This window comes from Paraburkholderia adhaesiva, assembly GCF_021390575.1.
Classification (GTDB): Bacteria; Pseudomonadota; Gammaproteobacteria; order Burkholderiales; family Burkholderiaceae; genus Paraburkholderia; species Paraburkholderia adhaesiva.
The window spans coordinates 885522-909954 of the sequence record NZ_JAJEJQ010000002.1 but is presented as its reverse complement, the minus strand read 5'-3'; the positions used below and the strand labels follow the sequence as shown (position 1 = coordinate 909954).

Below are 24433 nucleotides of genomic sequence, written 5' to 3'. Positions count from 1 at the left end.
CGCCTACGCGAAGACGCCCGAAAAGGCGGTCTCGAGTGACGCAGCCACGCCCGAGAAACCCTGCGTGAGCTGCGTCGAGATGGCCGACTCGATGTGCTGCACGGACTGCTGCGCATTCGCGAACATCGACGCGATGCTGGCCGAGGCCTGCTGCAGCGGCGTTTGCTGGTTGGTCGGCGCGCCCGGATCCGCCGCGGCGCACACCCACCCCTGGCTCTGCGGATCGGCCCCCGAGGGCTGCGCCGTGTTCGAATACGACGCCTGCGCGCTCGTGCGGATCTCGGCGAAGTGGACCTCCGCCGTGATCAGCGACAGGCCCGTCGAGCTTTTGCGCGCATAGTCGACCCGGTCGACGTTGTAGCTGCGATAGGTGATCTCGGGCGTCACGATGTTCACGAGGGTCAGCGACGTGCGCAGGAACCCGAGTTCTGCGAGGAAGGTGTCGCGACCCATGTTCTTCCCGCCACACGACAGGCGCAGCGTCAGCTCCTGCGGCTGTGTGGTCTTGTTGTAGGAGGCGAACGAGCCCTGCTCGACCGGATAGGTGGCCACGCGCCCCTCGCCGCGATAGCCGAGGTCGACCAGCGAATCGGGCGTAATGAGCGCGTTGCCCTGGTCGTCGGCGAGGATCCACTGCGGCGTATCACCCGGCAGGAATCCGAAATAGTCGAGCCCCTGCAGCGTCTGCGCGGCCTGCACTGCACCGGTCAGCACACCTATGGCAAGCGGCACGCGGGCGAGGTCCGGCACGCCCGCCACGGCGGGCACATCGGGAAACGGGATCAGCGGCATCACCTCACCTTCAGCTCATGCCATAAGCCGCGCCCGCGATCAGCCCGTGGCGGTCCAGCTCGTCGCGCATGTCCGCCACCACGGCGTGGCCATCATTCGTGTCCGAACCATAGACGTTCACCGTGCCGATATGGGTGTCGGTGCGGTTGTGGCTGTTGACCATCGATGCGCCCGCGCCCGCCTGATATGCGGCGGTCATCATCGGGGCCGCTGTGGGCAAACCCGCGGGCACGGCAGCACCGCCGCCTGCAGTCCCCACTCCGCCGGGCAGCGACGCATACAGCGCGCTTGCTGCCGCCGAGCGTTTGCCGATCTCCTTCTCGACATTCAGGGGCCGCTCGTATTTCGCCGACACGATCGCGCCCGCCTCGCCAGCGGATCTCGCGCCTCGCAGCGCACGGCCTGCGGCCTGCTCCTGGCCGCGCGTGAGTTCATAGTTGACGAACTGCAATTGCTCCTCGAGCGACGAGCCGCGAATGTCGTGACCAAACACGCGCCGGAACTCGGCCTGCCGGTCGGCGTGCCACTGGCCGATGCCATAGGCGGCACCGCGATCGCCCACGATGTTGGGCCGCAGTCCACTCTCGATATTGAGGTTCGCTGCGATGCCCGCTGCCTGCTCGCGCGACCAGCCCATCTTCATGAACGCCGCCGCAGCGGACTTCGCACTTCCGGTCACGACCGACCCGGGAGCCGCCCCTGCGCCTGCCGGTAGCTCAGCCGCAGCGGCGTTCGTCGACACTGCACCGGCGAGATCCTGCGCCGCATCGATAAGCGCCTGCGAGGCCGCCTTTGCCCCATCAAGTTGTGACTGCGCGGCCTTGTCCTGCGCTTTGGCTGCCGTCTCGAGCGGATTCGCGCCCTTCGCGATGGCCGCGGCAATCTGCTCGTTCGTCCGCCCCCCGGATCGGGCCGTCAGCGCGCGCATCAGATCGAGCGGGTTCATCTCGGCGGAGGCCGTCCACCAGTTGCCCTTGCGGATATCCTCTGCGGCCTTCCTGCGGTCCACATCCGGCAGGCCTGCCGCTTTCGCGACCTGCAGGCCGCCATAGGCCGCGAGACCGGCAATGCCCAGCGTGGAAGCGAGACCGCCCCCCGCCGCCGCCGTGGCGGCCCCTTCAGCGGCGGCTGCACCGCCCGCTGCACCACCGAGCCCCAGCATGCGACCCACGCCCCCCAGCACGGTTTTCAGGCCACCGAGCGCCCCCGTGAGCTTCATGATGCCGCCGAGCGTTGAAGCCGCCATCAGCGTGCCGAAGAGGCCCGCCGTCAGATCCGGGTGCGCCTGCATGAAGGTATTCAGGCCACCGAGCGCGGTATTGAGGCCCCCGATCGCGGGCGTCAGGTCCTGGAACAATGTGTTCTTCACGTTGTCCCACGTGGTGGCCAGCCGCGCCCAGGCGCGGCGGGTCTCGTCGGCCTGCTTCGCGCTCGCTTCGCTGACCGCCGAATTGCGGTAGCTCTCGTCATAGAGGGCCGACAGCGCGCCGCGCCCCTGGCGCAGCATGTTCAGCGTCCCCTCGTCGATCCCCAGACGCCCGGCCCACACGATCTGGTCCTGGCGGTTCGGCATCTTCTGGAACGCCGCCGAGAGATCGAGCAGCACGTCCTTCATCGGACGCATCCGGCCCGACGCATCAGTCACCTTCACGCCCAGTTGCTGCAGCGAGGCGACCACCGTGTTCGACACGTCGCCCGCCTTGAACGCCTCGATGCCGCCGAGGATCGACTGCACCGATTTGTCGAAGCCCTCGGCGGTGCCCCCCAGGGCCTGCTTTGCGCTCTGGTGCCACGCGTCGAGTTCGCGCGCGGACAGGCTGAAGTCTTTCGAGGTCTGCAGCAGCCGCGACTGCCCGCCCACCACCGACGTGAAAAAATCCTTGATGGCCGACGCGCCGAACGCGGCGGCGGTCATGCCGAGGATCTCGTTGCGCACCTTCTCGTACTGGCGCTCGAGCTTCTTCGCCTCGGCCCCGGCGGCCTTCGCCGCGCGCACCTGTTCGGCGGCGGCCTTCTTCGCCGCCTTCTCCGCCTCCGACGCCGCCCGCTTCGCGGCCTTCTCCTGGTCGGCTGAAGCCTTCTGCGCGGCTTTCGCCACCGCCTGCGCGGCCTTGTCGGCGCTCGCCCCCTGGTCGTTCGCGAGCGCCTTGCCCGTGGCACTCGCCTCGTCGACCCCCGCCTTGTAGGCCGCCGTGTCGAGGCCGAGCTTGACGATCAGCGTATCGATGACGGTCGGCATCATGGACTCCGCTGCGCTTTGGCGGCTTCGGCTGCGTTATGACAGTTCACGGCGTGGATCTCGATCAGGTCCCACAGGTCGCCGGTGCCGTAGAGGCTTTGCAGTTCGGCGAGCGTGGCGAGGCCACTGGTGACCACGAAGCCGATCGAGGGCGGCACGTTCAGGTAGTCCATCCGGCGCGCGGGTTGGCCATGAACCGGGCCGTCAGGAATGCCGAAGTCGAGAACCTGACGGCCCGTCAAAAACCCGTGTGCAGGCGCATCACCTCGCGCCGCAGCGCCAGGCGCGTGGCGATCTCCTCGATGTCCTCGGGCACCAGCTCGCGCACGATCGCCGGATTGGCGGGATTGGGCTGGAAGCGCACGCACGCCATCATCTCGTCGAGCAGCGGTCCGGCGTCGCTGAAATCGATGCGCATGAGCGCCGACAGGCCAATGCGCGCGAGCGCTGCCATGCCTTCGTGCTCGATGCCGGGCGGCAGATCGACACCCGCGCGACCGATCGCCAGCAGCACGCGGATCGCCCACCGCTCGCCCGCGTCGGCGGGCATCTCGGTGAGATGAAACACCTTGCCCCTGTCGCGGCCTTCGGCCTGCACGGTATAGGCGAGGGTCTTTCTCATGATGTGCTTTCGCCCACGATGCGCTCGAACGCGATCACATACGAGACGTATTCGAGCACGCGCTTGGCGTTGACGATCGGGTTGCCCGAACGCAGGATGCCGTTGAGCAGCGTGTACTTGCGCGAGATCGACGGCACCGCGATCGATCCGTTCGCATAGAACACCTCGCGCGCGGTGCGCTGGTAGGTCATCCAGTTTTCGAACACCGGCATCGACGGCGAGTCGGGCATGATCGCCACCTTCAGCAGCGTCGGATTGAAGATGAACCCGCCCGACATGTGGCCGTCCACGCCCATGACGATCTCGGCCAGCTCGATCGCCTCGGCGCTGAACGCGTCGTCGGCGGCGTAGCCCTGGATCGACTGCGGCGCGGGATAGAGGTTGGTCACCGCGAGACTGAAGGCCGAGTTGGCGGAAGTGATGGTGGACATGCCGTGCCCCCCTTGTCGAATGACCGTGCCTGTCACCGCTGTGCCGTCACCGGTGTGTCATCACCGCTGTTTCGTCACATCACGCAGATGCTCGCGAGCGTGAGCGTCTGGATGCTGCCGCCGTCGGTGTAGTACAGCGTCATCGAGGGGCTCGCGCGCGCTGCGCGGATGGCGGCGGTGGCCGGGGCGATCTGCAGATAGAAGCCCTTGGCCTCAATCGACGGCGAGGCATCGAAACCGAGTGCGTTCTGGATGGCGCTGACTTCGCTGTCCGAGAGTTCGATGCCGGTGCGGATCGCGCCGAAGTTCACGGCATTGCCGATCGGGTCCATGCAGGCCGCCTCGACCATCGCGTAGCCCGCGTCGTTGTACGGCAGCGACCCCACGTTCATGAGCAGCGTGATCATCGCGAGCTGCAGGTTCGCGTTCAGCCAGATCTGGTCGAGGAACGAATCGAGCCACGCCCACTGGCCCGAGATCGAGCCGGGGTAGGCGAAGTTGAACGATTGCGTCGCGGTCGCCCATGCGCCGAAGAAGTTGTAGCCGTTGGCCTGCAGCGCCAGCGCGTCCGACGCGTTGGTGACGCCTGGCACCAGCCCGCCCTGGGTGCGAAACGCGAGCGTGGTGCGACCATTCAGGCGCGCAAAGTCGAGCGAGGCCGCAAAGCCCAGCACGAACGCCGCGTGCGTCGCATCGCCAAAGAGCGGCACCGAGCCGTCGATCGCGTCGGCCTTGAGCACTGCGCCCCAGCAGGCAGTCGACCCCGAGACTTTCGCGTTCGGGTCGGAGTCGTAGCCGACGTAGCCGAAGCGGTAGGACGTGCCGTTGGCCCACTGCGAAAACGCGAGCTTGTCCGCCAGCGGCGGCTCCCAGGTGGTCGCGAAGAGCGCCCAGTTCTGCGAGACGTTCGTGATGAGGTCATCGAGAAACGTGGCCGGGTCGGCTGCGTCCGCACCCGGCGAGACGGTCGCGCCCGAGGCCGCGTCGAGCGCCAGCGCCGTGGCTGCCGGGCCAGTCGCTGCGGCGATCGTCGAAGTCGCGCCGGTCGTGGCCGAGGTCACGACGAATGCCTGGCGCTGCGCGTCGAACGTCACGTCCGCGCCGAGATCCGTGGACAATGCCGCTGCCGCATCCGAAAAGCTCGTCGCGCTGGAGAGGTCCACCGTGGCGTCCAGAACCACGCCGTCGACCGTGACGCTGAGGTCCCCTGCGACGGCCTGCAATGCGCTGAGGCTCATCGACGCGAGCGACGCCCCGCACAGCCACGCCGCCACCGGCACTTCGTTGTACTGCGCGAAGTACAGGGCACCCGGTGTCTTCGTGCAGTTCGTGTAGCCCGCGAAATAGATCGTCGCCATCGCAGCCTCGGTCGAGGCCGCGCCGAAGGTCGAGATCACGTCCTGCTTGTCGGCATACACCGGTGCCTGGCCGATCGGCACCGAAGTGGACTGTGTGAGGACCAGACCGTTGAGGTTGACGGCATTGCCCGCCGCCGCGAGCACGCCCGGGTTGACCCGGACGATCTGTCCAATGGGAATACTGCCGGGAATCGTGTTCGGCATGACCGCACCTCAACGGTGAGGGTTTTCGGGAGTCCGGAGCAAAACGCTGTCGACCAGTCACGCGGGTTTGTGTCGACCTCGCGTGTCGATCTCGATGAGGCCATCCCAGGGCTGGACGGTCGTGGTTGTGGCGGTCGCGGGGTGGCCGGCGTTGCCGATCTCAAGCGAGGCGGCGAAGTCCTGCGGCACGGCGACGGCGGGGTTGACCTGCAGGACGAGGTCGACGCTCCAGCGCGTCTCGACCTGCTGCTCGCCGTTCACGAACGGGATCTGGCGGGCTTCGCTCGCATAGAGCGGTGCCAGGTCCAGGCCCTGCGTCTGTCCATCCTCCGCAAGCGCCTCACACGCCGTCGTATCGCGCCACAGCGTGGTCACGAGCTGGGTGGCATCGGCGCCCGCCGGGCCGTGGAGGTCGAGCTGCACGGTGAGCTTCGTGGCCTGGCGCACGGCCTTCTCACAGGGTGCATCCGGGTAACCGTCGCTGTACGTGGTAACGTTGGTCGACAGCCGCTCGCGCAGCACCGGCGTCATCACGACGAAGTCCACGCCGACCGGTGGAGGCACACGATTGTCCTGACCGGCAATGACCTCCGTGCCCTCCGGCAGCACCGCCAGCAAAAACGCGCGCAACACCGCCAGCGCCTGACTTTCGTTCAGGCTCAGCAGCGGGCGAGGCATGATGAAAACTCAGGCGTTCAATGGCTGGCGTTCGACGGGACGCGCCCGGTGGCCGGGTTCAACTGTCGGGTACAGCAGACCTTGCACCAGCCATCGGTGAGCCACCAGTTCTCCAGCACGAGCGCCACGAGCCACAACGAGCCCGAATCTGATCCATCGGGCAGCGTGACGAGGTCGCCGCCCTTCACCTCGGGGCGCAGCACGCCCTGCCAGTTGCCGTTCAGGTACAGCGCGCGACGCTCGCCCTGCAGGTTGAGGCCGTCAAGCTGCAGCAGGTCGCGCCACGTGAGCGCCTGCACCTGGGCGAGCATCGGCACCGGGTCGGCGTAGGCCGGCGTGCGCCGTCCGTCCGGCCCGGTCGTGTAGCCGGTCGACGCAGCCAGCGTGACGGTCAGCCACGGATTGACCGCCGCGACGCAGGGGCCGACCACGCCATGAAGATTCATGACTCATGTCCCGGTGCCACCGGGGTCGATGCGCCAGGTGGTGCCCTTGAGCATCGTGCCGCTGTCGACGAGCGGGTCGTCGCCCCCCTTCTTCGCGATGGTCGAGGGCGCGTTGGGCGGGTCCGTGAAGTTGCGGATCGATTCGATCAGTGCGCCGTTGATCTCCTCGCCCATCAGGTCGAGCGCGCGGTCGGCGTCGTAGTTCACGGCGACGAGCGCCTTGCCGAGATCGCCACCCCAGTGCGGGCTTTCTTTCGCGACCATCGAGCGGAAGAACGGGCGTGGCGGGATCGTCACCGTGTAGGCCGGTACCTCGTGCGTGGTCGCGAAATTCGACTGCTGCGCCTTCACGAAGCGTCCACCGCGCAGCAGCTCCCCTTCGCGACCGAGCTTGCGGTAGACGGTGGTCTCGTGCGCGGGTACGTTCACCGTGCCGCCGAATTCGTTCACGGTGGCCACCTCGACCACCGGCGTGTTGTCCGCTTCGGTGGCGCGGCTCATGAAGCCCACCTCGAGCGTGCCCGCTGCCGCGAGCTTCGCGGTGGCCGCGCGCAGGACCGCCTCGAGCTTCGCGCCGCCGGTGATCGTCGCCGCCATGTTGCTGACCTCATCAACGCGTGATGAAGGGTGCATAGGGATCGAGGTTGCGCGGCGGGGGTGCCGCGATGTAACGCATGGTGCGGTACGCGGCAGTGGCGGCCCAGAACTCGGCGCCATACGGCGTCTGGTTAAACCACTGTGCGCTGCCTGGCGGCACGTCCATCTGCGTGGCGACCGACACGCTGCCTTCGGTGGCGCTCGTGATGCGCCCCACCAGCGGTGAAGGCCCTGCCGAAGCCGCACTGGTTGAGCCGCCCGATGCCGCCGTGCCCTGGGGCATATTCAGCATGGCCAGGTGTGCGACGAGCAGGTTCAGGAGCGTCGCGCGGATCGCAAGGTTGCGCACGGGACTCATCGGTGTGTTGTCGCAAAAGAGTTGCGCCTCGCCGAAATACGCCTGCGCCTGCTTCGGCTTGACGCTTGCCGCCAGCGACGGATAGCGCGCGGCCCACGTGCGGTACGAGAACACCACCACCCCGGTCGGCATAATCCTGCTCACTCTTTCGACAGCGGCGCGAGATCCTTGCCGGGCTTCTTCGGGTCCATCGGATCGAGCCCGCTCTTCACCTCGCCGCGCTCGCCGGCCTGGTCCTCGACCGATGCCTTTTGTTTGTGCGCGAAGATCAGGCCGTGCTTCACGGCGGGCAGCTCCGCATGCTCCGCCAGCCACTGCTCGAAGAATGCGCGCGGCACGTGCTCGGTGATGCCGAAGCCCGCCACCGCATGCGGCGAATTCGCGCCATTCAGGGTCACGCGTTTGCGCAGCTCGCCGTGCTTGACGATGTCCAGATGCAGGCCCTGCGGCAGGCGGCACGCCACCGTCACGGTGTCGCTGGAGGCTGCCGGTGCGACCGGGGGCGTAGCGGCAGCGGGCTGCAGGACCGGTGAGCCGGGTGTCTTGTCGGGTGACGGTTCAGCTTTGCCTGCAGTGGTGGTCGCGGATTTGCTGCCGCTGGTACGCGTAGCCATGTCGTGCTCCTCAGACGCCGAGCATTGAGGCGATCGCGAACGGCTGGAACAGCACCGTGCCCCACGAGCCCTGCGACTTCTTCTGCTTGAAGCTGCTGGAGTCGCGCACGATGCCGTGCGCGCGCAGCTTCTCGGTGAACGCGCAGTAACCGGTCTTCTGCCCGTCGATGGCCTCGGCGATCAGTTGCAGCAGGTTGCCGCCCGCCGGGTTCTGGTACTGCACCGCCGTCTCGATCTTGAGGTTCGGAAAGTTCTTCTTCAGCAGGTCGGTCACGTTGACGTTGTACATGTTCGTCGTCGTGAGCGCGACGCTTGAGGACGGGGCCATCGCCAGCGTCATGCGCGCGTCCATTTCGATGAGGCCACCCGACTGCAGCACCAGCTCGTTAAAGAGCGTCTGGATGTCGGTATAGATCTCGTTCGCGCTCGCCGTCACCGCGCCATTGGTGATCCACGGCCCCGAGGTGTTGCCGTTGAACGCCTTGGCGCCCGGCGTGAGCGACGCCGACAGGCGCGGGTCGTTGAGCAGCCCGTAGTTCTGCAGGCCCGCCACGCCAAAGAAGTAGGTGTTGTTCTGGAACTTGTCGAGCACGATGGCCGAGGCGATGTTCACGCGCGACACATAGTCGATCTTCGCGAGCGAACTCATCTCCAGTTGCCGTTCGCCCCACTGCGTCATGGTCTGGTAGTGGTACGACTGCCGCTGCGGGAAGTCGGCGTTCGCGCTGACCGAGCCGTTCTCGTTGTAGTCTCCATAGCTCGACACCTCGCCGGTCGATTCGATCACCGGGAAGGTGGCGGTCAGCGTGGTCCAGTTACCCTTCTTTGCCTCGCCGAGGATGGCGGCGGCCTTGTTGGGCGTGACCAGGATCTCGATGAACTCCGGGTCGATGAAGTTGGCGAGCCACGCGGGAATGCCGGCGTTGGGCGCGGTGACGAGCGGCCCCTGCGCGTCCATGGCGAGCAGCGCCGTGGTGTAGTCAAGCACCTCCGGCATGACGATGCCGAAGGTCCGCTCGAGCTGGTCGAAATCGCTATGTCGCATGATGGCCTCGCGCGTTAAAAAGGAAGGCCCGCGACTGCCGGGTCAACACACCGGTGTCAGTCGCGGGCCTTCAACGGGGACGTTTCGCTGGGCGTTGGGCGCTGGGCGCTGGCCGCGCCTTTATCCGGGCGGCCAGGACGAGATCTTCATGAGTTCGCCAGGCGCTGCCGCCGACATCACGAACCACTTGGTTTCGACCGCCCCGGCCACGCTCGCGCCCGCCGCACCCGGCGAGGCCGAGCCATCGGTGGTGCTGGCGAACACCTTGTCGCCCGCCGCAGACGGTGCGCTGCCCGCGTTGCGCGCCCAGAAGTCGCCCGCGCTGTGCAGCGTCACCGGCAGTCCTGCGGGCACGAGCAGCGTCGATTCGGCGAGCCACTGCGTGATAAGCGCCTGCTGCTCGCGGTGCACGAATCCGGCGGGCACACCGGTACCCGCGTTCGATACGAGGTTGTAGAAGTCGACCTCGCCGGAACTGGCGTTCTCCTCACCGTTCGACGCGGCCCAGGCAAAGCGCCCCACCATCACGCCGTCGGGTCCGGCCACCAGCGACCCCGGTCCCGCGAGCACCGAGGCGCGCGGATTGGCCGAGGCGAAATCGCCCTCAACGGCGGGCGAGGGCTGCACATAGACCTGCTGCTGGAATCCCATGACTGGTTACCTCCGGTCTGCCGGGCTGCGTCATCCAAGCTGTTTCACATTGGCCGCGTGCGGGAAGCGCTCGGTGAAACTCTTCATCGAGGCCGCGTCCATGGCAGGCTGGCCACGATTCAGGGGGCGCTGCAGGCCGGGCTTCGCTTGTGCTTCGAGGATCGCGCGGTACGCGCTCGGGTGAATGCCGTCCAGCCGCACGCCGAGCGTCGTGAGCGCGGCGCGGTAGACCTCCTCGGCACTGTCCTGCGCGAGCGCCAGGTGCCCCACCCACGGCTGCACGAACGTCTCGGCATCGGCCACCGCGCGCATGCGCCGGATCGCTGCGGTCTCGGCATCCTTCGCGGCCTGCTGGGTGGCCTGCTTGACCGCCTCGCGCATGGCGGCGTCCATCGCCACGCGCGCATCGCGCCGTACCTGCGCGATGGCCGCATCCATCGCGGGACGGCTCACCGGATCGGTGTCCATCGCAGCGGGCGAGGCTGGCACGGGCGGCGCGGGCGCACCCGCTGCACCAGGTCCGGGCGGCGGCGCGTCGAGCGCCGACACTTCGCCCTCCTGATCGCCCGCGAGCTTCAGCGCGCGCAGCTTCGGCTCGATCGCGGCCAGATCCTCGTCGCTGAGCTTGCCGCGCAGCGCGCCGAGAATCTCCGCGATCGGGTCCGCGTCCTGGGTGCTGCCCGGCACGGGCGGCGCCGGTGGCGCATCCGGCTTCGCTGCCGGGTCTCCGTTGTCGCCCTCGCCGGCGTCCTCGGTGTCGAGACTGTCGAGCAGCGACACGAGGTTCTCGATGTCGGCGTCGGTGGCGAGCTTCGGCTTGAGTGCCGCAAGAATCGACGCCTTGCCCGCCGCCCAGTTCGCGCGCGTGAGGTCCGCCAGCACGGGGGCGAGACCCGGGCGCGCATCGGCGGCCAGCGCGGGGCGAAAGCCCAGCAGCGCGCCGCGCACGAGTGCGCCACGGCGCGAGAGTTTCGGACCCTTCGGTACCACTGCGGTTGTGCTGCCCATGATCGTCTCCAGTGCTGAATCCCCAACAGCGACATCGGGTCCGGCGCGGCCCGCGCGCACCAGCGCCACGTGGTTGCCGCGGATGTCGCGCATCACGCCGTCGTAGGCCTCGCCCCCGTACACGCCCGGCGTCATGTCGGCGCGGTAGTAATAGGCCGACGAGATCTCGCGGCGCGTGTCGTCCTCAATGCCGCGGATCGCCTTGGCGTCCCACACCACAAGACTGTTGCGCAGGTACGGCGCCTCGAACACCGCGTCGCTGCCGGTGCTGCCGACCACGATCTCCTTGCGCGGCACGGCGGCGCTGACCTGGATGTGCTCGCGCCCGGTCTCGTCGAACGCATCGATCAGCGGGATGCCGTTGAAGGTCGGCGCGGCGCGCTCGAGTTCACCGGGATCGCGCAGCAGCCGGTAGGTGCGCTGCGCGTCGAGGCCGAGCGCGTCCCCCTCCGGGATCTCGCTGCCGAGGTACGGCGAGACGTTGGCCTTGCTGATCGGCGTGACCGCCACGTGCAGGCGCCCATCCTGGTCATAGGTGCGCACTGACGCACGGTCGAACGCGAGGCGCAGGCCGCCAGGCGTGTGCATTGTGGCGTCCCCGAACGGTGACTGATCGCACGAACTTTTCCCCGCACGCTAAAGTCAAACCAGACCTTTCAGTGAGCGATGGAGCGTGTGATGAAAAAATTGCAGCAAATGGCGGACAGGACTGTCGATCTGTTTGAACGGGTCGCGTCAGATCAGGCGAGCCGAACGCGTGACTCGGCTGCCCGGGTTGCTTCGTCGCTTGCAAACAATGTTGACCCGGAGGTGATCGCTTTGCAGTTGACGCTCAACAGCAGGAAGAACAACCCGGACGACCCGATCACGTTCACCGCAGCGAAAGTCCTGGTGATCGACGAGTTTTTCAAGGCGAACCGGACCCGGACTGCCTATACAAAGGAACAATCGGGCGCACTGATCCGCGAGCAGCGCGCGGCTGATTCGGCAGATCCTGAGATCGAGCCTGCCTGAGCTGTCCAGGACTGAACTGTGACGTGCCGTGGATCACATCCACGGCACATTCCTGTTTCTTCTAGCGTCCTGCCTCGAGTCCGGGAATCACCGAACGGCTCACACAGCGGCAGTTCGGCTCGCGCCCCGGCCAGGTCCACACCCCGTCCAGATACATCCCCTCGCTGATCGTGTAACGCTGGCCGTCCGCCGCCACATGCGAGGGCCGCGGATGCCTGCCGCCATGGCTGTGCAGCCAGATCGCCTCGGTGATGCCGAGACCCGCCTGGCGCACCCGCACCACCATTGCCGTCGCCTTGCTGTTCTGGTCGCGCGCGATGAACGCCGCGCGCCGGCGCGTGAGCGCATAGCGCTCCTGCAGCTCCTTCGTGAGACCGCCCACGTCCTGGCCGGTCTGCACGCTCCTCATCACGATCCCCTGCACGTCCGCCAGATGCGTCTGCGCGACCGAACGGATCAGTCCGACGTTCTCGCCGATGGTGGCCTGCAGCGCGTCGTTCGCTTCGCGCGTCAGATGAAAGTCGACCGCAAAGCCCTCGCGTTTGAGCGAGGCCGCGAACGCACCATCGGTGTGGCCCAGCGCGCTGTCAGCAAAGCGTTGTGCGAGCGTCGGCGCGATCTCGTCGAAGCGGCGCTGCCAGCGGCGCGCCAGCTTCGCCATCGTCCGGCGCAGCAGCCTCGCGGGACTCGCATCCCTCGCCATCGCACCCATCCCGTCACCGGCCAGTTCGGGTTCGTTCGCGCGGTAGCACGCGCGCAGCCAGTACACGAGGCTCGCGTGCATGAGATCGATCAGGCGCTCGAGCCGCCGCCGGTAGGCCGCCTCGATGCCAACGTTCGGGCGCACGGCAGCGAGCGTCACCGGCTTCGCGGTCGGTGCAACGATGGCGCGGCCCATAATTCGCCCACCCGATCACCCATCACGACGCATGCTGGAACTCCAGGCCCGCGCCGCCCGCACTGCGCAGGGCTTTCAGCGGCGGCTCGGGCGGCTCTTCGTTCAGATCCAGCGACGCATACGGGCCGTCCTCCTGCGAGGCCAGCCGCACACGTTCCTCCTCCGGACTGATCACGCCCGCGTTGATGAGCCCGATGCCCGTGTCGGCCTCGACCTTGCGCATGTTGGCGAGCTGCTCCTCCGAGAGCGTCCACAGCGGCACGTAGCTGAAGCCGATGTCCGGGTCGATCTCACCGAACAGCGACAGCTGGATCACGTTCAGCAGGCGCGTGAGCGGCGCGGTGAAAAGCGCCTCCTGCTGCGCCTCGATCCACGCATAGAAGGTGCGCAGCTCGCCCTCGCTGGTGGCGTTCAGGCCCGAGGGCGTGATGCCGAGCAGCACGATCAGCGGAATGCCGGTGACCGCCGCCATGTGCTCCTGCGATTGCGCCTGCAGACGGTCGAGGCTGCCGAGCGGCGCGGACACGTTGGCAAAGTCCTCGGTGTCGCGGTCGATCATCATGAGGTGCCGGTTGTCGCGCGCCTGGTTGAACAGTACCGCGCGCCGCAGCATCTGCTCGGCGCCTTCGGCGTTGAGCACCGCCGCGAGGTTCGTCTTGAGCACCATGGTCGAGAACGAGTGCAGCAGGTCCGACACGCTTTGCCTGGTCCTGAGCCAGTTGTCGACGTAGGGCTTGGCGATCTGCGAGAGACTCAGGCCCCCGAACGCATACGCGGGCTTGAGCATGTCGGGCAGCGGGCGCGACACGAAAGTCAGCAGGCGGCTGGCATGCACCTGGCGGTTCATCACGAACCAGGTCTGCGGCTGGTAGAAGTCGGCAGAGAGCGGATCGGTCGAGTTGTACACGCCCGGGTAGGTCCAGACCGGCTCCACCGCCTGAAGGCGTTTGAGGCCCCCGGGGCCGATCTTTGTGACGCTGTCCGCGAGCGGTGCCACCAGCTCCTCGGGGCGGTCGTCGCCCATGTCGAGAAACAGTTGCGCACGCCCGAAAAACCCGTCCTGCTCGGCGGCCTTGCGAAACGCCGCCTGCACGTTCAGGCGTTGCATCTCGGCGTCGATCTGCGCGATCTTTTCGCTGCGGTCCTCCTCGCCCGCACTCTGCAGGCGGATCCACTTGCGCGTCATCTCCTTGGCAAGGATTTCGGCGGGCCGCCTGTACTCTGGGCGCTGCGTGAGTTCGGCCAGATACGGATAGCCGAGAAAGCCCAGGCCCTCGGCGAAGGCGCTCCCGAGCGCCCAGCGGTAGTTCGCATCGCACGCCGCATCGCAGGTGAGCTTCGCGTCCTGCGCGATCACGCCCGGCGCGGCCTGCGGCAACGTGAATGCCTGCACACGCGGTAGCGGCGCACCGAGCACTCCGAGCGCTGACTCGCGAATGTCGAGCCCATTGCGAGCGGACGGCAGCTCCGGTGACGCCGCTTTTGACACGCGCCGGAGGCGCAGGAATTCAGGCCATGCCATGCTTACACCGCGCCTTACACAACAGCCAGCGATAAACGGCAGAGTTAGGCGTGCGTCAAAATGGGCTCGTAGCAGACTGTCCGCAGGCCCATTCGATCAAGAACATCCGCCGGTTCAGCGGGTACCCTCCGCTCGGCCGATAGAGCGAGTTCGGTGAGCACGAGGTACATATCCGCTATCATCACGTACCTGCACATTCGCGAAGGATCTATACATGTCACTGGTTGAGCAAATCAACAAGAAACGCCGCGAGATTAAGACGGACGGCTATCCGATGTCGATCGGGGAGTGGGTAAGCATGTATGAGCGCGAAGAGCTAGATATACATCCCGAGTTCCAACGCTTCTACCGATGGACCCCAGCGCAGAAGGCCGGATTAATCGAGTCAATCCTCCTTGGCATTCCCTTGCCGCAGATATTCGTGAGTCAGCGCTCCGACGGTGTGTGGGATGTCGTAGACGGTTTGCAGCGACTTTCGACAATTTTTCAATTTATGGGAATTCTCCGCGATGAACGCGGGAAGCGCATGGAACCGCTTGTCCTCGAAGGTACGAAATACCTTCCGGCGCTGAAGAGCGTTCTATGGGACGATGTGGAGAACCCGAAGCGCGCTCTTCCCAAAGAACTACAGCTAGTAATCAAAAGATCGAAGATTGCCGCAAGTATTGTCTTGAAGGAAAGCGATGAATCCGCAAAGTATGACCTATTTCAGCGTCTGAACACTGGTGGCTCCGAACTCAGCCCGCAGGAAGTTCGGAACTGTCTCTTGGTAATGATCAACAAGTCGTTCTTTGAGTGGATGAAGGATCTACCAAATTACGAACCGTTCATCATCACAACAGCACTTAGCGACCGTCCTCTTGAGGAAGCTTACGATGTCGAACTCGCGCTCCGGTTCGTTCTCCTTGCTCGAATTCCAGAGGCCGAAATCAAGTCGATTGGCGATGTCGGAGTATTCCTGACTGACCGCGTCTCGGATGTCGCGCAGGACAAGCGATTCCGACGAGGCGAAGCCAAGCAATTGTTTGAAGACACCTTCGGCATGCTTGCACAGACCCTTGAAGATGATGCGTTCAAGCGCTACAGCACTAAGAAGAAGAGGCACGAAGGTGGTTTTCTTCTTTCGATGTTTGAGGTAGTTGCACTTGGCGTGGCATACAACATCGCCGAAGGCACGCTTTGTGAACCGAAAGAAATTCCCAAGCGGGCAAGGTCGATCTGGTCTGACAAGGCTTTCACCGATTGGGCGACGTCCGGGGTAAATGCAAGTCGCCGACTACCGCGGTTAATTCCTCTTGGCCGGAAACTTTTTTCCAAGGTGGCTTGACCGCCATGATCCGCACAACGAACGAGTTGGTGGATCGCATCGCCGAAGACCTGGTCTGGCGGCGAAGGGAGCTTACGGACATGAGGGCTTTGGTACAAGAGTCCTCCGGTCAACTCCGATGCAGAGTGGCGATCCGGGCAGGTGTCGCACTTCTGTATGCACATTGGGAAGGCTTCGTGAAAGGAGCCGCCGCCCATTATCTAGAGTACGTGGCCTCACACCGCATACCCTATCGTAAGCTTGCACCCAACTTCGTGGCCTTGACACTTCGATCCAAGTTCGTCGAAATGAAAGCAAGCGAGAAGGTCTCAAGCGCAAATGCACTCGCCGATTTCTTTTGTACCTCGCTCGACATCCAGTCTCGCGTTCCTTACAAAAATGTCGTTGATACGAAATCGAATCTTTCATCCAAGGTCCTCTTGGATATTCTCACTGCACTAGGACTCGATCTTGGACAGTTTGAAACTCGCCTGCACTTCATAGATACAAACCTCGTGAATCCACGAAATCATATTGCTCATGGCGAGGCATTAGAATTAACCGTCGACGAATACTTAAATTTGCACGACGACGTTCTTGGTCTAATCGAGACCTTCCGCAACGAGATTGAGAATTCCGCTGTCCTTCGTCGCTTTGAACGAAATGTCGCTTAGCGAAGAATGGCGGAACACCGCGAAAACTAAACCCTTGCTTGGCATCAGCATGGCGCGACCGGCTCAACATGAACGCTAAACTGAGCTGCCATCGCTGAAACAGCGTACACAAATACTGCCAAGGGTCGAGCAGCGCCGCTTGATCCGTACGGGCCGGTTCAGATGCCCCTAGTCCGCCATATCACACCGCAGTAAGCGCCGCGTCGGAGATGCGCATCGGGCGGCGCGCGATCAGCAGCGCGAAGGCGCGCGACAGTGCATCGACCTGGTCGTCGTGCGTGCCGAACGGAAAGCCGCGCAGCTCGGCGATGAGGGCCGCATTCCAGTCGCCTCGCAGCATCAGCACGTTACCCACGTTGACCTGCGCCGCGAACGGCTCGGCACGTGTGACCTTGTCGCCGGTCTCGGGGCTGCTCGCGACGCGGTAGCCCTCGAGTTCGCGCGTCAGATACAGCACCTGCGTCTTGCCAGCCTGGCCCGGGTCCTGGGGCAGCCCCACGCGCGTGCGCGCGCTGTCGAGCGCCGCAGTGGCCGCGATGATCGCATCGCGCCGGTCCGGTCCCCAGCGGCCCCGCGTCATGTCGCCAATCACATAGCGTCCGTCCGCGAGGCGCCCCAGCTTCGCGCCCGCCGTCCAGTCGCCATCGCCCTCGACGCTCGCCAGATCCCAGCCGCGCACCCAGTCGATCCATGTCGACGGGACGATGTCGACGATCGCGATCTGCTCGGGCCTGAACAGGTCACCCTCGGGCGGCACCGGACGCTGCTGGTACAGCGACGCCCACGTGCGCGGGTTCGCCTCGTACTGCGCCCAGTGCCGCGCGTCGAACCACTCGGGCCACAGGTACTCGCCCGCCGCGCGTCCGAGCGGGTCGGTATCGCTCTCGCAGCGCGCCTGCAGGCACAGCACCTCCCACGTGTTGCCGTCACGGCAGGCGATCATGCCGCTCTCGCCCGCCCAGCCCTCGGGCAGGATGCGTCCGGCGAGATCGTCCTCGTGCCAGCGAGTTCCGATGTAGACGATCCAGCCGCCCGGCATCAGCCGGGTCTTCAGGTCGTCCTCATAGGCGTCGAACACCTTGTCGCGCACCACCTCCGAATCGGCCTGCTCGCGCCCTCTCATGGGATCGTCGATAACCAGCCCTCCGCAGCGATTGCCGGTGACCCCGGACAACAGTCCGCACGCCAGATACTCGCTGCCGTTGGCGAGCGCGAACGCGTGCGCGGCGTGCGAGTCGGCGGCCAGCTCCGTGTGCCAGATGCGCTGCCAGCGCTGCTGCCGCACGATGGAGCGGGTGCGCCGTCCCATGCGGCTCGCCAGCGCGTCGCCATAGCTCGCGAGAATGAGGCGCCGGTCGGGCGCCGCGCCGAGGTAATACGACGGGAACACTACCGACGCATACGTCGACTTGCCGGCCCCCGGCGGCGTAAAGATCATGAGGCGACCGTGCGGGGTGCGGCTCGTGGCCTCGACGCGTTCGAGAATCAGCCGGTGATGTGCCGCGAGCGGCGCGCTCACCGGCTCGAACTGCTCGCACTCGTCGGTGTCGGCGTTCTCGCCCACCGGTCGCCCCGGCACCTCGATCGCGTTGGCGTAGTCGAGGATGTTCGCGCGCGCACGGCGGCGCACCAGCAGCTCGGCGGCGGCGGCATCCGGACCGACCGCCTGCGGGCCACCGCGCTCCCCCTTCATGGCATCAGGACCCCGCCAGCACGACATTCATGGCGACTCTCCCGAGGGACCCGGCAGTCTGCGCCGCCGCTGACGCGCTTTCGCGACAATGGCTTCGAGTTGCGCATCGGTCATCGACTGCACGATCAGCGGCCCGCCGCCCGGCCCCGTCAGCTCCAGCGCCTGGGCGCTCTCGCGCCAGTGCGCGCGGCACTTGAGCCAGAAGATCGCCGCGATGGTGTCGCCGCCGGTCGCCTTGCTGTAAAGCGACTGCGCGACGTTGCTGTTGGCGCGCACCGCGCCCTCGAGCAGCTCCTGCGCGAAGTGTAAGCGCAGCGTCGTCTCGGTGACGGGCCGTCCGCGCGCGCCGTTAACCAGCGCGCAGATCTCGCGCACCGGGGTGCCGCACGCGGCCAGCTTGAGCACGAGCTGGCGCTGCGCGAGGGCGGGCGTGAACTGGCTGCGCGGCATGATCGAACCTGTCGTCCACCTGTCAATCCGTCAGTATTCCTGTTCGATACACCGCTCAAGTCCTGCGCACGATCATCCCGTGCCGGTCACGTGGCGCGACCCCGCAGAAAGGACTGGATGATGTGCGCGCAGTACGCGTAAATGGCTTCACCGCCATGCACTCCGGAGTGACACGATGAACATCAGCACGAACCCCACACGCCAGGACACTCCCCAGCCAGTCCCCGCGCCGCTGAAGCCCGGTGCAGCCTGCTACGGCTGGATGGACCAATACGCCGCGCAGACCTGGCCGCTCGCGATCCGCGCGGTGGCGCGCGCCACCGACGGTTCGTTCGAGAACGCCCGCGCGTTTCTGGAAGGCAGCCTCGGCGAAAAATTCGCGCATGGGATCTACGGCGCGATAGCCCAGGGCACCCCGGCGGACGAGGCAATCACGCAGGCCATGCGGCACTGGTTCAGGCACCCGGGCTGCTGAGCCCCACGCACACCCTGCTCACGATCATGCAATCGCCTGCCAGGACGCAGAATTGACTCGATTGATCGACAGAACAGAGCGTTAATGGTCCCATCGCAATGCAGCGGAAACACATCATGACCATGCCCCTGCACCAGGTCCACCACCGCGAACTGCGCGAAGGCGATGTGCTCTACGACGCGCAGGGCCGCGAGGTCGACGAGGTGCTGTGCTTCAGCTATGGACTGAAGCACAGCGAGCGCATCGTCCATACGCGCGCAGGCTACGCCTGGGCCACGCGCGGCGGGTACCTGCAGGGCCTGTCGAACCGCAAGCCCGAATAAACCCGCCCGCACTCCCCATGCTCACGATCATTTCATCGCGCACCGGGTTGCAGGATTGACTGGATTGCTCAGGAAACCAGAGCGTTAATGGGTTCACCGCAACACACCCCGAGCGGCTAACCCAACGAAGGAAACCTGATCATGAACACCAGCACGCTGCCCACCACGCACAACGCCGGTCGCGGCTACTACGGCACGCTGTGCGGCTACTACGCCGCGATGTACGGCGCACAGACAAATTTCGGCGGCGTCGAGCGCGATACGAACGAAGCCTGGGCGCTGGCGCTGCGCACCCTCAGTGCGGTCACCGGCGAGTCGCCCGAGGCGGTGCGCGCGTTTCTCGACGGCGAGCACGGCCAGCCCTTCGCTAACGACGTGCTCGATTACATCGAACTCGGCCAGCCGGTGTACGACGCGGTCGGCAACGCGGCGTGGCGCTGGCAGCGCCACCCCACCACGCAGTACCGGCCCCTCGCCGGGGTGATCCTCGAAGCCTGGGGCGTCGCATGAACACCCCCACGCTCCCCGCCCCGCGCAACCCCGCCTGCGGCTTCTACGCCGCCATGGGCGGGCACGCCGCCGAGGCCTGGCCGCTCGCGATCCGCACCGTCTCCAGGCGCGCGCGCATCAGTTTCGAAGCCTCGCGCGAGGTGCTCGAGTCGGTGATCGGCGAAGTCTTCGCGCAGCGCGTGCTGCTCGCCATGTCCAGCGGCAGGCCCCTCGATGAGGCCATCGACCTCATGGCGCGAGGCTGATACGCCCGGCCCCACCCGCCCGCACCGGCTCCCCGCCGGTGTGCTTGCTGCCGCCACCCGTGATCTGCTCACGATCATGCCCGTGCGAGCACGCCGGAAAGACCGCCCGAATCGACTCGATTAATCCAGAGAACAGAGCGTTAATGGGTTCACCGCAGCACACCGCAGCGACTCACCAGCAGGACCCGGCAACAGGACCCACGAACATGAACGCCAGCGCCAGAATCCTCCCGACCCGCAACGAAGCCTGGGGCTTCTTCGGCACCATGAACGAACACGCGGCCAGTGCCTGGCCGCTCGCGATGGCTGCGGTCGCACAGGCCACGGGCGAAAGTCCCGACGCGGTGCGCGCCTTTCTCGACGCGACGCCCGGCCGCCACTTCGCCGACGAGGTACACAACGGCCTGCACGCAGGCCTCGCCCTGGCCGCCGCGATCGACGCCGCCACGCAGAAATGGATGGGCTGGCGCATCGGCGCGCGCACGCAGCGCCAGTACGGTATCCCGCGCGGCCTGCCTTACCTCACCGGGTTCGTGATCCACTGCGACAGCGTCGCTGACAACGAATAAGGCGCGCGGCGCGGTCGCACCCTGAAAGAACGAACCGATTGATTCGCAGGACTACGCGTTAATGCACTCGCCGCGGCGCACCGCCAGCGGCCCCACTCACCCCCGAAGAAAAGGAGCAGCAACCATGGCCACCAGGACCACCCCCGCAGCGAAGAAGACCACCCGCAAGGCCACCACCCAGGCCCCCGTGAAGGCAGGCGTCAAGACCGCCGCGAAGCCCGCCGCCAGGGCCATCACGCGGGCTGCCGCGAAGGCCCCCGCGAAGCGCACCACCGCGAAGGTCGCGGTAAAGGCTCCAGCGAAGAAGACCGCCAGCAAGGCCACCCCGCCGGCAACGAAACGCGCGCCGCGCGCCGCGAAAACCGGGTCCGGCGTCGCCGCCTTCTTCGCCACCTTCACGCCCGGCACCGGCGAGGCCGCACCCGCCGCGACGAAGACTGGTGCCACGCCGCAGGCTCCGGCCACCCCGGCAGTCGCTGCCGCGCCGAAGGTCCACACCCCGCGCGAGCACAGCGCCCAGGCGCGCGTGATCGCGATGCTCAAGGCACCCGAAGGCGCAACGCTGGAGGCGATCATGGCCGAGACCGGCTGGCAGGCCCACACGGTGCGCGGCTTCATCAGCGGCACCGCGAAGAAGAAGCTCGGCCTCACGGTGGCCAGCACCCGCGTCGACGGCACGCGCACCTACCGGGTGGCCGCATGAGCGGCGGCCCGGTCATCACGCCCGGGCACGCGAAACTCGCTGCGCACCGTCGCCCGGATCTGGTCATCGAGCGCGAGACGCTCGCGATCATGTGGCAGCGCGCCACGCTGCGGCTCGCGCTGGCCAGCGCCCGGGCGCTGCAGGACGCGAGCGTGCCCGGCACACCTGGACACGACGAGGCGGGCAGACACATCGGGCGCCTGCATCGCGAACTGCGTCTGATTGCCGAAGCCCTGCGCGTCGCGAGGCAGTACCACACGCAGAACGAGTTCATCATCCGGCTGTTCAAGATGCACCGCGGCCGCTCGTGTATCGCGAAACGGCGGTGGCGGGACCTCATCGCCGAGGCGCGGGAGGCACACCGCGCCCAGGACTGCGAGACGATCCTCGCGCAGCTGGACGATCTGCTCGGCGTCAGGCAGGAGACCGGGCTGACGCGGTAGCCGCCCCGTCGAACAGCGCGCCGTCCGCCTCACGGACGGCGAGTTCGCCCGTGAACGCCTCCCACCGCCGCACGCTCACGTCGCAGTAGCGCGCGTCGATCTCCATCAGGCGCGCGACGCGCCCGGTCTGCACGCAGGCAATGAGCGTCGAGCCGGAGCCGCCGAACGGGTCGAGCACCACGTCGCCCGCCTGGCTGCTGTTCATCGTGAGGTACGAGAGCAGCGCCACCGGCTTCATGGTCGGATGCTCGGCGCTGCGCACGGGCCGCTCGAAGGTCCACACGGTCGACTGGCTGCGGTCGCCGTACCAGCGGTGCGGCGCGCCCGGACGCCAGCCATAGAGCACGGGTTCATGCCGCCAGTGGTAGTCCTGCCGCCCCAGCACGAAGCCGGGCTTCACCCACACGCCGCACTGCGCCAGGCGCCAGCCCGCCTCCGTGAACGCGCGCCGGAAGTTCAGCCCTTCGGTGTCGGCGTGAAACACATAGACGGCAGCGCCCGGTACCGCATGCCCGAGCATCTGCGCGAACGCATCGCGCAGGAAGGCGAAGAAGGCCGCCGCCGCCATCGCGTCGTTGACGATCTTCAGCCGCTGGCGGGTCTTGCCCTCGTAGTCGACGTTGTACGGCGGGTCGGTGAGCACCAGCGAGGCCGCACTGTCCAGCATCAGCCGCGCCATGTCGCCCGCGTCGAGCGCGTCGCCGCACATCACGCGGTGCGGTCCACACCGCCACACGTCGCCACGCTGCGACACCGGCGCATCGGCGGGTCCCGGGTAAGCCGGGGCGTCGTCCTCGCCGGTCAGTCCCGGCTGTCCCTCCGAGCCGATGAGCCGCTCCAGCTCGCTCGCCTCGAAGCCGGTGAGCGCCAGATCGAAGCCGTCGTCGCGCAACGCGCCCAGCTCGAGCGCCAGCAGTTCGCGGTCCCAGCCTGCGCGTTCGGCGAGCTGGTTGTCGGCGAGGATATACGCGCGCCGCTGTACGTCGGTCAGGTGCGAGAGCACCACGCACGGCACCTCGGCCAGCCCCAGGGCGCGCGCGGCGAGCAGCCGCCCGTGGCCCGCGATCACGCGGTCCTGGTCGTCGATCAGCACCGGGTTGGTGAAGCCGAACTCGGTGAGGCTCGCCACCAGCAGCGCGACCTGGGCCGGCGAATGCGTGCGAGCGTTGCGCGCATACGGCACGAGGTCCGTGACCGCGCGTTCGACGATCTGCATAGGCGTGATGCCTTGCCGGGCTTTCTATAGCGGCAAAACAGCCGTCGCCGGGCCACATACCATGTTGGATACCTGCCGGATCGACGAGCGGCTTCTATGCGTCACTCGGCAACGCAGCAGGCGCGTTTGGCCGCGAATGAACACGTGCCGCGATGCCTGCGTCGGGCAACGGATGTTTCACCCAGAAGCCTGCACGATTGAGTGCCATCCCCTTCGCGCGCATCTCGACCACCGTCAGGCAGCGACGCCGCGAAGGCTCGCCATGCGCGCCACCGAATGGGCCGGTGCGATGCGCATCAAAAGCCGCTGTCGAATTGAAGAATTCGCCACAGCTCGGGCACTGGTTACGGTCGCCGGTGAGGTGACGGCGTACTGCCACCGGTCGTGCGTTCGGCTCCATGTCGACTCCTGACGGGTTTCACGCCGGCTGCGTTTCGGTATCGCTCACGACGATGCCGGCTTCGTGGAGGCGCTCGTCGATGCGCGCGAACGCGGCATCGAACGCACCACCCGTGGTGCGCGTACCGATCAGCGCCGTCGACAGCACGCTGCTATGCTCGGCCACCGTCGTGCGGTGTGCGCCGCAGCGCTGTGCGAGCGCGACCTGCGTCTCGGCGGTATGGGTGAGCAGGTTGGCGACCAGCGCCTCGCGCAGCCGCACATTCGGCACATGGCTGATGAACAGCGCGGCGGTCGTGGCCACCACGAAGTTGAGCGCGTTGGCCCACTCGGGATTCGGATAGTGGCCCGCGCAGCATGGGCGGCGGCAGTTGCAACGCAGCCAGCGCGGCGCATACGAGACGACGAGGATTGCCTGCTGGGCGAGCGGCAGGCGTTCGAGCTGGCGACGGATGCGGGCGGCCTGCACGCTCGCGTCCGTGCCCTCCAGCGTCACGCCCGCGCCCGCCGTCTGGTGCAGCGGCGCGAGTGACGACACGCTGCCCGCCTCGATCGTGTGGCGCAACGCATCGCGCAGGGCCTCGGCGGTGCTGGTGTAGGAGTGCTTCATGGCAAAACGCGAACAGGATGTGCCTGAAACAAGAAACCCGCCTCGTGGGCGGGTCGCTGGATACATTACGGCACATACCGTTCAATGGCCCAGAATAGACCGAAAATGTCGGTTGTCAAGTTCCGGGATCCCAAGTGGGTGAAAATGTGCTCCCTCGCGTGTCCTTTCACCGCCACTGCACTCCCGCATGCCCCCCGTGCGGCCCTCTCCAGTGCAATAAAGTCAACCCGACCGACATTTTCTGCCGGTTTCAGATCCGACCAATAGAGGCGTGACACGCACACTTTCGCGCCTCGAATGAGACATAAAACCCGTTAGCAGCAAAAACCAGTGTGGATAA

The 24433-nt window shown here is 66.5% G+C and carries 31 protein-coding genes; 10 read left to right on the top strand and 21 right to left on the bottom strand.

The genetic code is table 11. The features are described from left to right. Positions 1-3: 3 nt before the first annotated feature. From L0U80_RS19675 to L0U80_RS19610, 14 genes are all read right to left on the bottom strand, one after another. Positions 4-792, bottom strand: a complete 789-nt coding sequence (locus L0U80_RS19675) for a phage baseplate protein (RefSeq protein WP_233868733.1) — start codon at positions 790-792, stop codon at positions 4-6. 10 nt (positions 793-802) lie between these two features. Continuing rightward, on the bottom strand, positions 803-3034 hold the full coding sequence (locus L0U80_RS19670) for a phage tail tip lysozyme (protein ID WP_233868731.1): 2232 nt from the start codon (positions 3032-3034) through the stop codon (positions 803-805). Beyond that, positions 3031-3273 carry a hypothetical protein gene (locus tag L0U80_RS19665; protein WP_233868728.1) on the bottom strand — a complete coding sequence of 81 codons (243 nt, stop codon included), beginning with the start codon at positions 3271-3273 and terminating at the stop codon, positions 3031-3033. Before L0U80_RS19665 ends, L0U80_RS19670 begins: the two co-directional genes overlap by 4 nt. Beyond that, on the bottom strand, positions 3270-3653 hold the full coding sequence (locus L0U80_RS19660; protein ID WP_233867101.1) for a hypothetical protein: 384 nt from the start codon (positions 3651-3653) through the stop codon (positions 3270-3272). Before L0U80_RS19660 ends, L0U80_RS19665 begins: the two co-directional genes overlap by 4 nt. Next, complete coding sequence (locus tag L0U80_RS19655) at positions 3650-4084, bottom strand: phage tail fiber protein (RefSeq protein WP_233867104.1); 435 nt, start codon at positions 4082-4084, stop codon at positions 3650-3652. Before L0U80_RS19655 ends, L0U80_RS19660 begins: the two co-directional genes overlap by 4 nt. A gap of 74 nt (positions 4085-4158) precedes the next feature. Next, positions 4159-5646 (bottom strand): DUF3383 domain-containing protein, encoded by a 1488-nt coding sequence (locus L0U80_RS19650; RefSeq protein WP_233868724.1) that lies wholly within the window; start codon positions 5644-5646, stop codon positions 4159-4161. 57 nt (positions 5647-5703) lie between these two features. Beyond that, positions 5704-6324, bottom strand: a complete 621-nt coding sequence (locus tag L0U80_RS19645; protein ID WP_233868721.1) for a phage neck terminator protein — start codon at positions 6322-6324, stop codon at positions 5704-5706. Positions 6325-6341: 17 nt separating this feature from the next. Continuing rightward, on the bottom strand, positions 6342-6770 hold the full coding sequence (locus tag L0U80_RS19640) for a hypothetical protein (RefSeq protein ID WP_233868717.1): 429 nt from the start codon (positions 6768-6770) through the stop codon (positions 6342-6344). A gap of 3 nt (positions 6771-6773) precedes the next feature. Next, positions 6774-7367 (bottom strand): hypothetical protein, encoded by a 594-nt coding sequence (locus L0U80_RS19635; protein ID WP_233868714.1) that lies wholly within the window; start codon positions 7365-7367, stop codon positions 6774-6776. A 13-nt stretch (positions 7368-7380) separates the two neighbouring features. Beyond that, positions 7381-7869 (bottom strand): DUF4054 domain-containing protein, encoded by a 489-nt coding sequence (locus L0U80_RS19630; protein WP_233868711.1) that lies wholly within the window; start codon positions 7867-7869, stop codon positions 7381-7383. Then, on the bottom strand, positions 7866-8339 hold the full coding sequence (locus L0U80_RS19625; protein ID WP_233868708.1) for a hypothetical protein: 474 nt from the start codon (positions 8337-8339) through the stop codon (positions 7866-7868). Before L0U80_RS19625 ends, L0U80_RS19630 begins: the two co-directional genes overlap by 4 nt. Before the next feature lie 10 nt (positions 8340-8349). Next, positions 8350-9384: a major capsid family protein gene (locus L0U80_RS19620; protein ID WP_233868705.1), complete on the bottom strand. Its 1035-nt coding sequence runs from the start codon at positions 9382-9384 to the stop codon at positions 8350-8352. A gap of 120 nt (positions 9385-9504) precedes the next feature. Continuing rightward, positions 9505-10035: a structural cement protein Gp24 gene (locus tag L0U80_RS19615; protein ID WP_233868702.1), complete on the bottom strand. Its 531-nt coding sequence runs from the start codon at positions 10033-10035 to the stop codon at positions 9505-9507. Positions 10036-10065: 30 nt separating this feature from the next. After that, a complete protein-coding gene (locus tag L0U80_RS19610) occupies positions 10066-11631 on the bottom strand; it encodes a DUF2213 domain-containing protein (protein WP_233868699.1) in 1566 nt (521 codons plus the stop codon). A 90-nt stretch (positions 11632-11721) separates the two neighbouring features. Here L0U80_RS19610 and L0U80_RS19605 point away from each other — a divergent pair, with 90 nt between their 5' ends. Next, on the top strand, positions 11722-12057 hold the full coding sequence (locus L0U80_RS19605) for a hypothetical protein (RefSeq protein WP_233868696.1): 336 nt from the start codon (positions 11722-11724) through the stop codon (positions 12055-12057). A gap of 61 nt (positions 12058-12118) precedes the next feature. Here the strand turns inward: L0U80_RS19605 and L0U80_RS19600 are convergent, their stop codons facing one another. Together L0U80_RS19600 and L0U80_RS19595 are read right to left on the bottom strand one after the other, a co-directional pair. Then, positions 12119-12955: a phage head morphogenesis protein gene (locus L0U80_RS19600; protein WP_233868693.1), complete on the bottom strand. Its 837-nt coding sequence runs from the start codon at positions 12953-12955 to the stop codon at positions 12119-12121. Between the two features lie 22 nt (positions 12956-12977). Then, positions 12978-14477 carry a DUF1073 domain-containing protein gene (locus L0U80_RS19595; protein WP_233868690.1) on the bottom strand — a complete coding sequence of 500 codons (1500 nt, stop codon included), beginning with the start codon at positions 14475-14477 and terminating at the stop codon, positions 12978-12980. 214 nt (positions 14478-14691) lie between these two features. Here L0U80_RS19595 and L0U80_RS19590 point away from each other — a divergent pair, with 214 nt between their 5' ends. Beyond that, complete coding sequence (locus L0U80_RS19590) at positions 14692-15804, top strand: DUF262 domain-containing protein (RefSeq protein WP_233868687.1); 1113 nt, start codon at positions 14692-14694, stop codon at positions 15802-15804. 5 nt (positions 15805-15809) lie between these two features. Next, positions 15810-16457, top strand: coding sequence for an MAE_28990/MAE_18760 family HEPN-like nuclease (locus L0U80_RS19585; protein ID WP_233868684.1), 648 nt, complete (start codon positions 15810-15812; stop codon positions 16455-16457). A gap of 181 nt (positions 16458-16638) precedes the next feature. On the opposite strand, the gene terL is transcribed toward L0U80_RS19585, so the two are convergent. Together terL and L0U80_RS19575 are read right to left on the bottom strand one after the other, a co-directional pair. Further along, complete coding sequence (terL, locus tag L0U80_RS19580; protein ID WP_233868681.1) at positions 16639-18177, bottom strand: phage terminase large subunit; 1539 nt, start codon at positions 18175-18177, stop codon at positions 16639-16641. Beyond that, the gene (locus L0U80_RS19575) at positions 18178-18600 is read right to left on the bottom strand and encodes a hypothetical protein (RefSeq protein ID WP_233867154.1); all 423 of its coding nucleotides are present in this window, start codon (positions 18598-18600) and stop codon (positions 18178-18180) included. 175 nt (positions 18601-18775) lie between these two features. Between L0U80_RS19575 and L0U80_RS19570 the strand changes: the two genes are divergently transcribed. From L0U80_RS19570 to L0U80_RS19540, 7 genes are all read left to right on the top strand, one after another. Beyond that, entirely contained in the window at positions 18776-19075 is a 300-nt protein-coding gene (locus L0U80_RS19570; RefSeq protein WP_233867157.1) for a hypothetical protein, read from the top strand. A 116-nt stretch (positions 19076-19191) separates the two neighbouring features. Further along, complete coding sequence (locus L0U80_RS19565) at positions 19192-19398, top strand: hypothetical protein (protein ID WP_233867161.1); 207 nt, start codon at positions 19192-19194, stop codon at positions 19396-19398. Positions 19399-19539: 141 nt separating this feature from the next. Continuing rightward, positions 19540-19908 carry a hypothetical protein gene (locus tag L0U80_RS19560; RefSeq protein ID WP_233867179.1) on the top strand — a complete coding sequence of 123 codons (369 nt, stop codon included), beginning with the start codon at positions 19540-19542 and terminating at the stop codon, positions 19906-19908. Further along, positions 19905-20153 carry a hypothetical protein gene (locus L0U80_RS19555; protein WP_233868666.1) on the top strand — a complete coding sequence of 83 codons (249 nt, stop codon included), beginning with the start codon at positions 19905-19907 and terminating at the stop codon, positions 20151-20153. The genes L0U80_RS19560 and L0U80_RS19555 overlap by 4 nt, the downstream gene beginning before the upstream one ends. 206 nt (positions 20154-20359) lie before the next feature. Beyond that, positions 20360-20722: a hypothetical protein gene (locus L0U80_RS19550; protein ID WP_233868663.1), complete on the top strand. Its 363-nt coding sequence runs from the start codon at positions 20360-20362 to the stop codon at positions 20720-20722. A 124-nt stretch (positions 20723-20846) separates the two neighbouring features. Further along, positions 20847-21425 (top strand): DUF3489 domain-containing protein, encoded by a 579-nt coding sequence (locus L0U80_RS19545; RefSeq protein ID WP_233868660.1) that lies wholly within the window; start codon positions 20847-20849, stop codon positions 21423-21425. Beyond that, on the top strand, positions 21422-21868 hold the full coding sequence (locus tag L0U80_RS19540) for a hypothetical protein (RefSeq protein WP_233868648.1): 447 nt from the start codon (positions 21422-21424) through the stop codon (positions 21866-21868). The genes L0U80_RS19545 and L0U80_RS19540 overlap by 4 nt, the downstream gene beginning before the upstream one ends. On the opposite strand, the gene L0U80_RS19535 is transcribed toward L0U80_RS19540, so the two are convergent. From L0U80_RS19535 to L0U80_RS19525, 3 genes are all read right to left on the bottom strand, one after another. Further along, the gene (locus tag L0U80_RS19535; RefSeq protein WP_233868645.1) at positions 21840-23084 is read right to left on the bottom strand and encodes a site-specific DNA-methyltransferase; all 1245 of its coding nucleotides are present in this window, start codon (positions 23082-23084) and stop codon (positions 21840-21842) included. The genes L0U80_RS19540 and L0U80_RS19535 overlap by 29 nt on opposite strands. 94 nt (positions 23085-23178) lie before the next feature. Further along, positions 23179-23484: a hypothetical protein gene (locus tag L0U80_RS19530; RefSeq protein WP_233868643.1), complete on the bottom strand. Its 306-nt coding sequence runs from the start codon at positions 23482-23484 to the stop codon at positions 23179-23181. Positions 23485-23502: 18 nt separating this feature from the next. Beyond that, entirely contained in the window at positions 23503-24093 is a 591-nt protein-coding gene (locus L0U80_RS19525) for a hypothetical protein (RefSeq protein ID WP_233868640.1), read from the bottom strand. Positions 24094-24433: the final 340 nt, after the last annotated feature.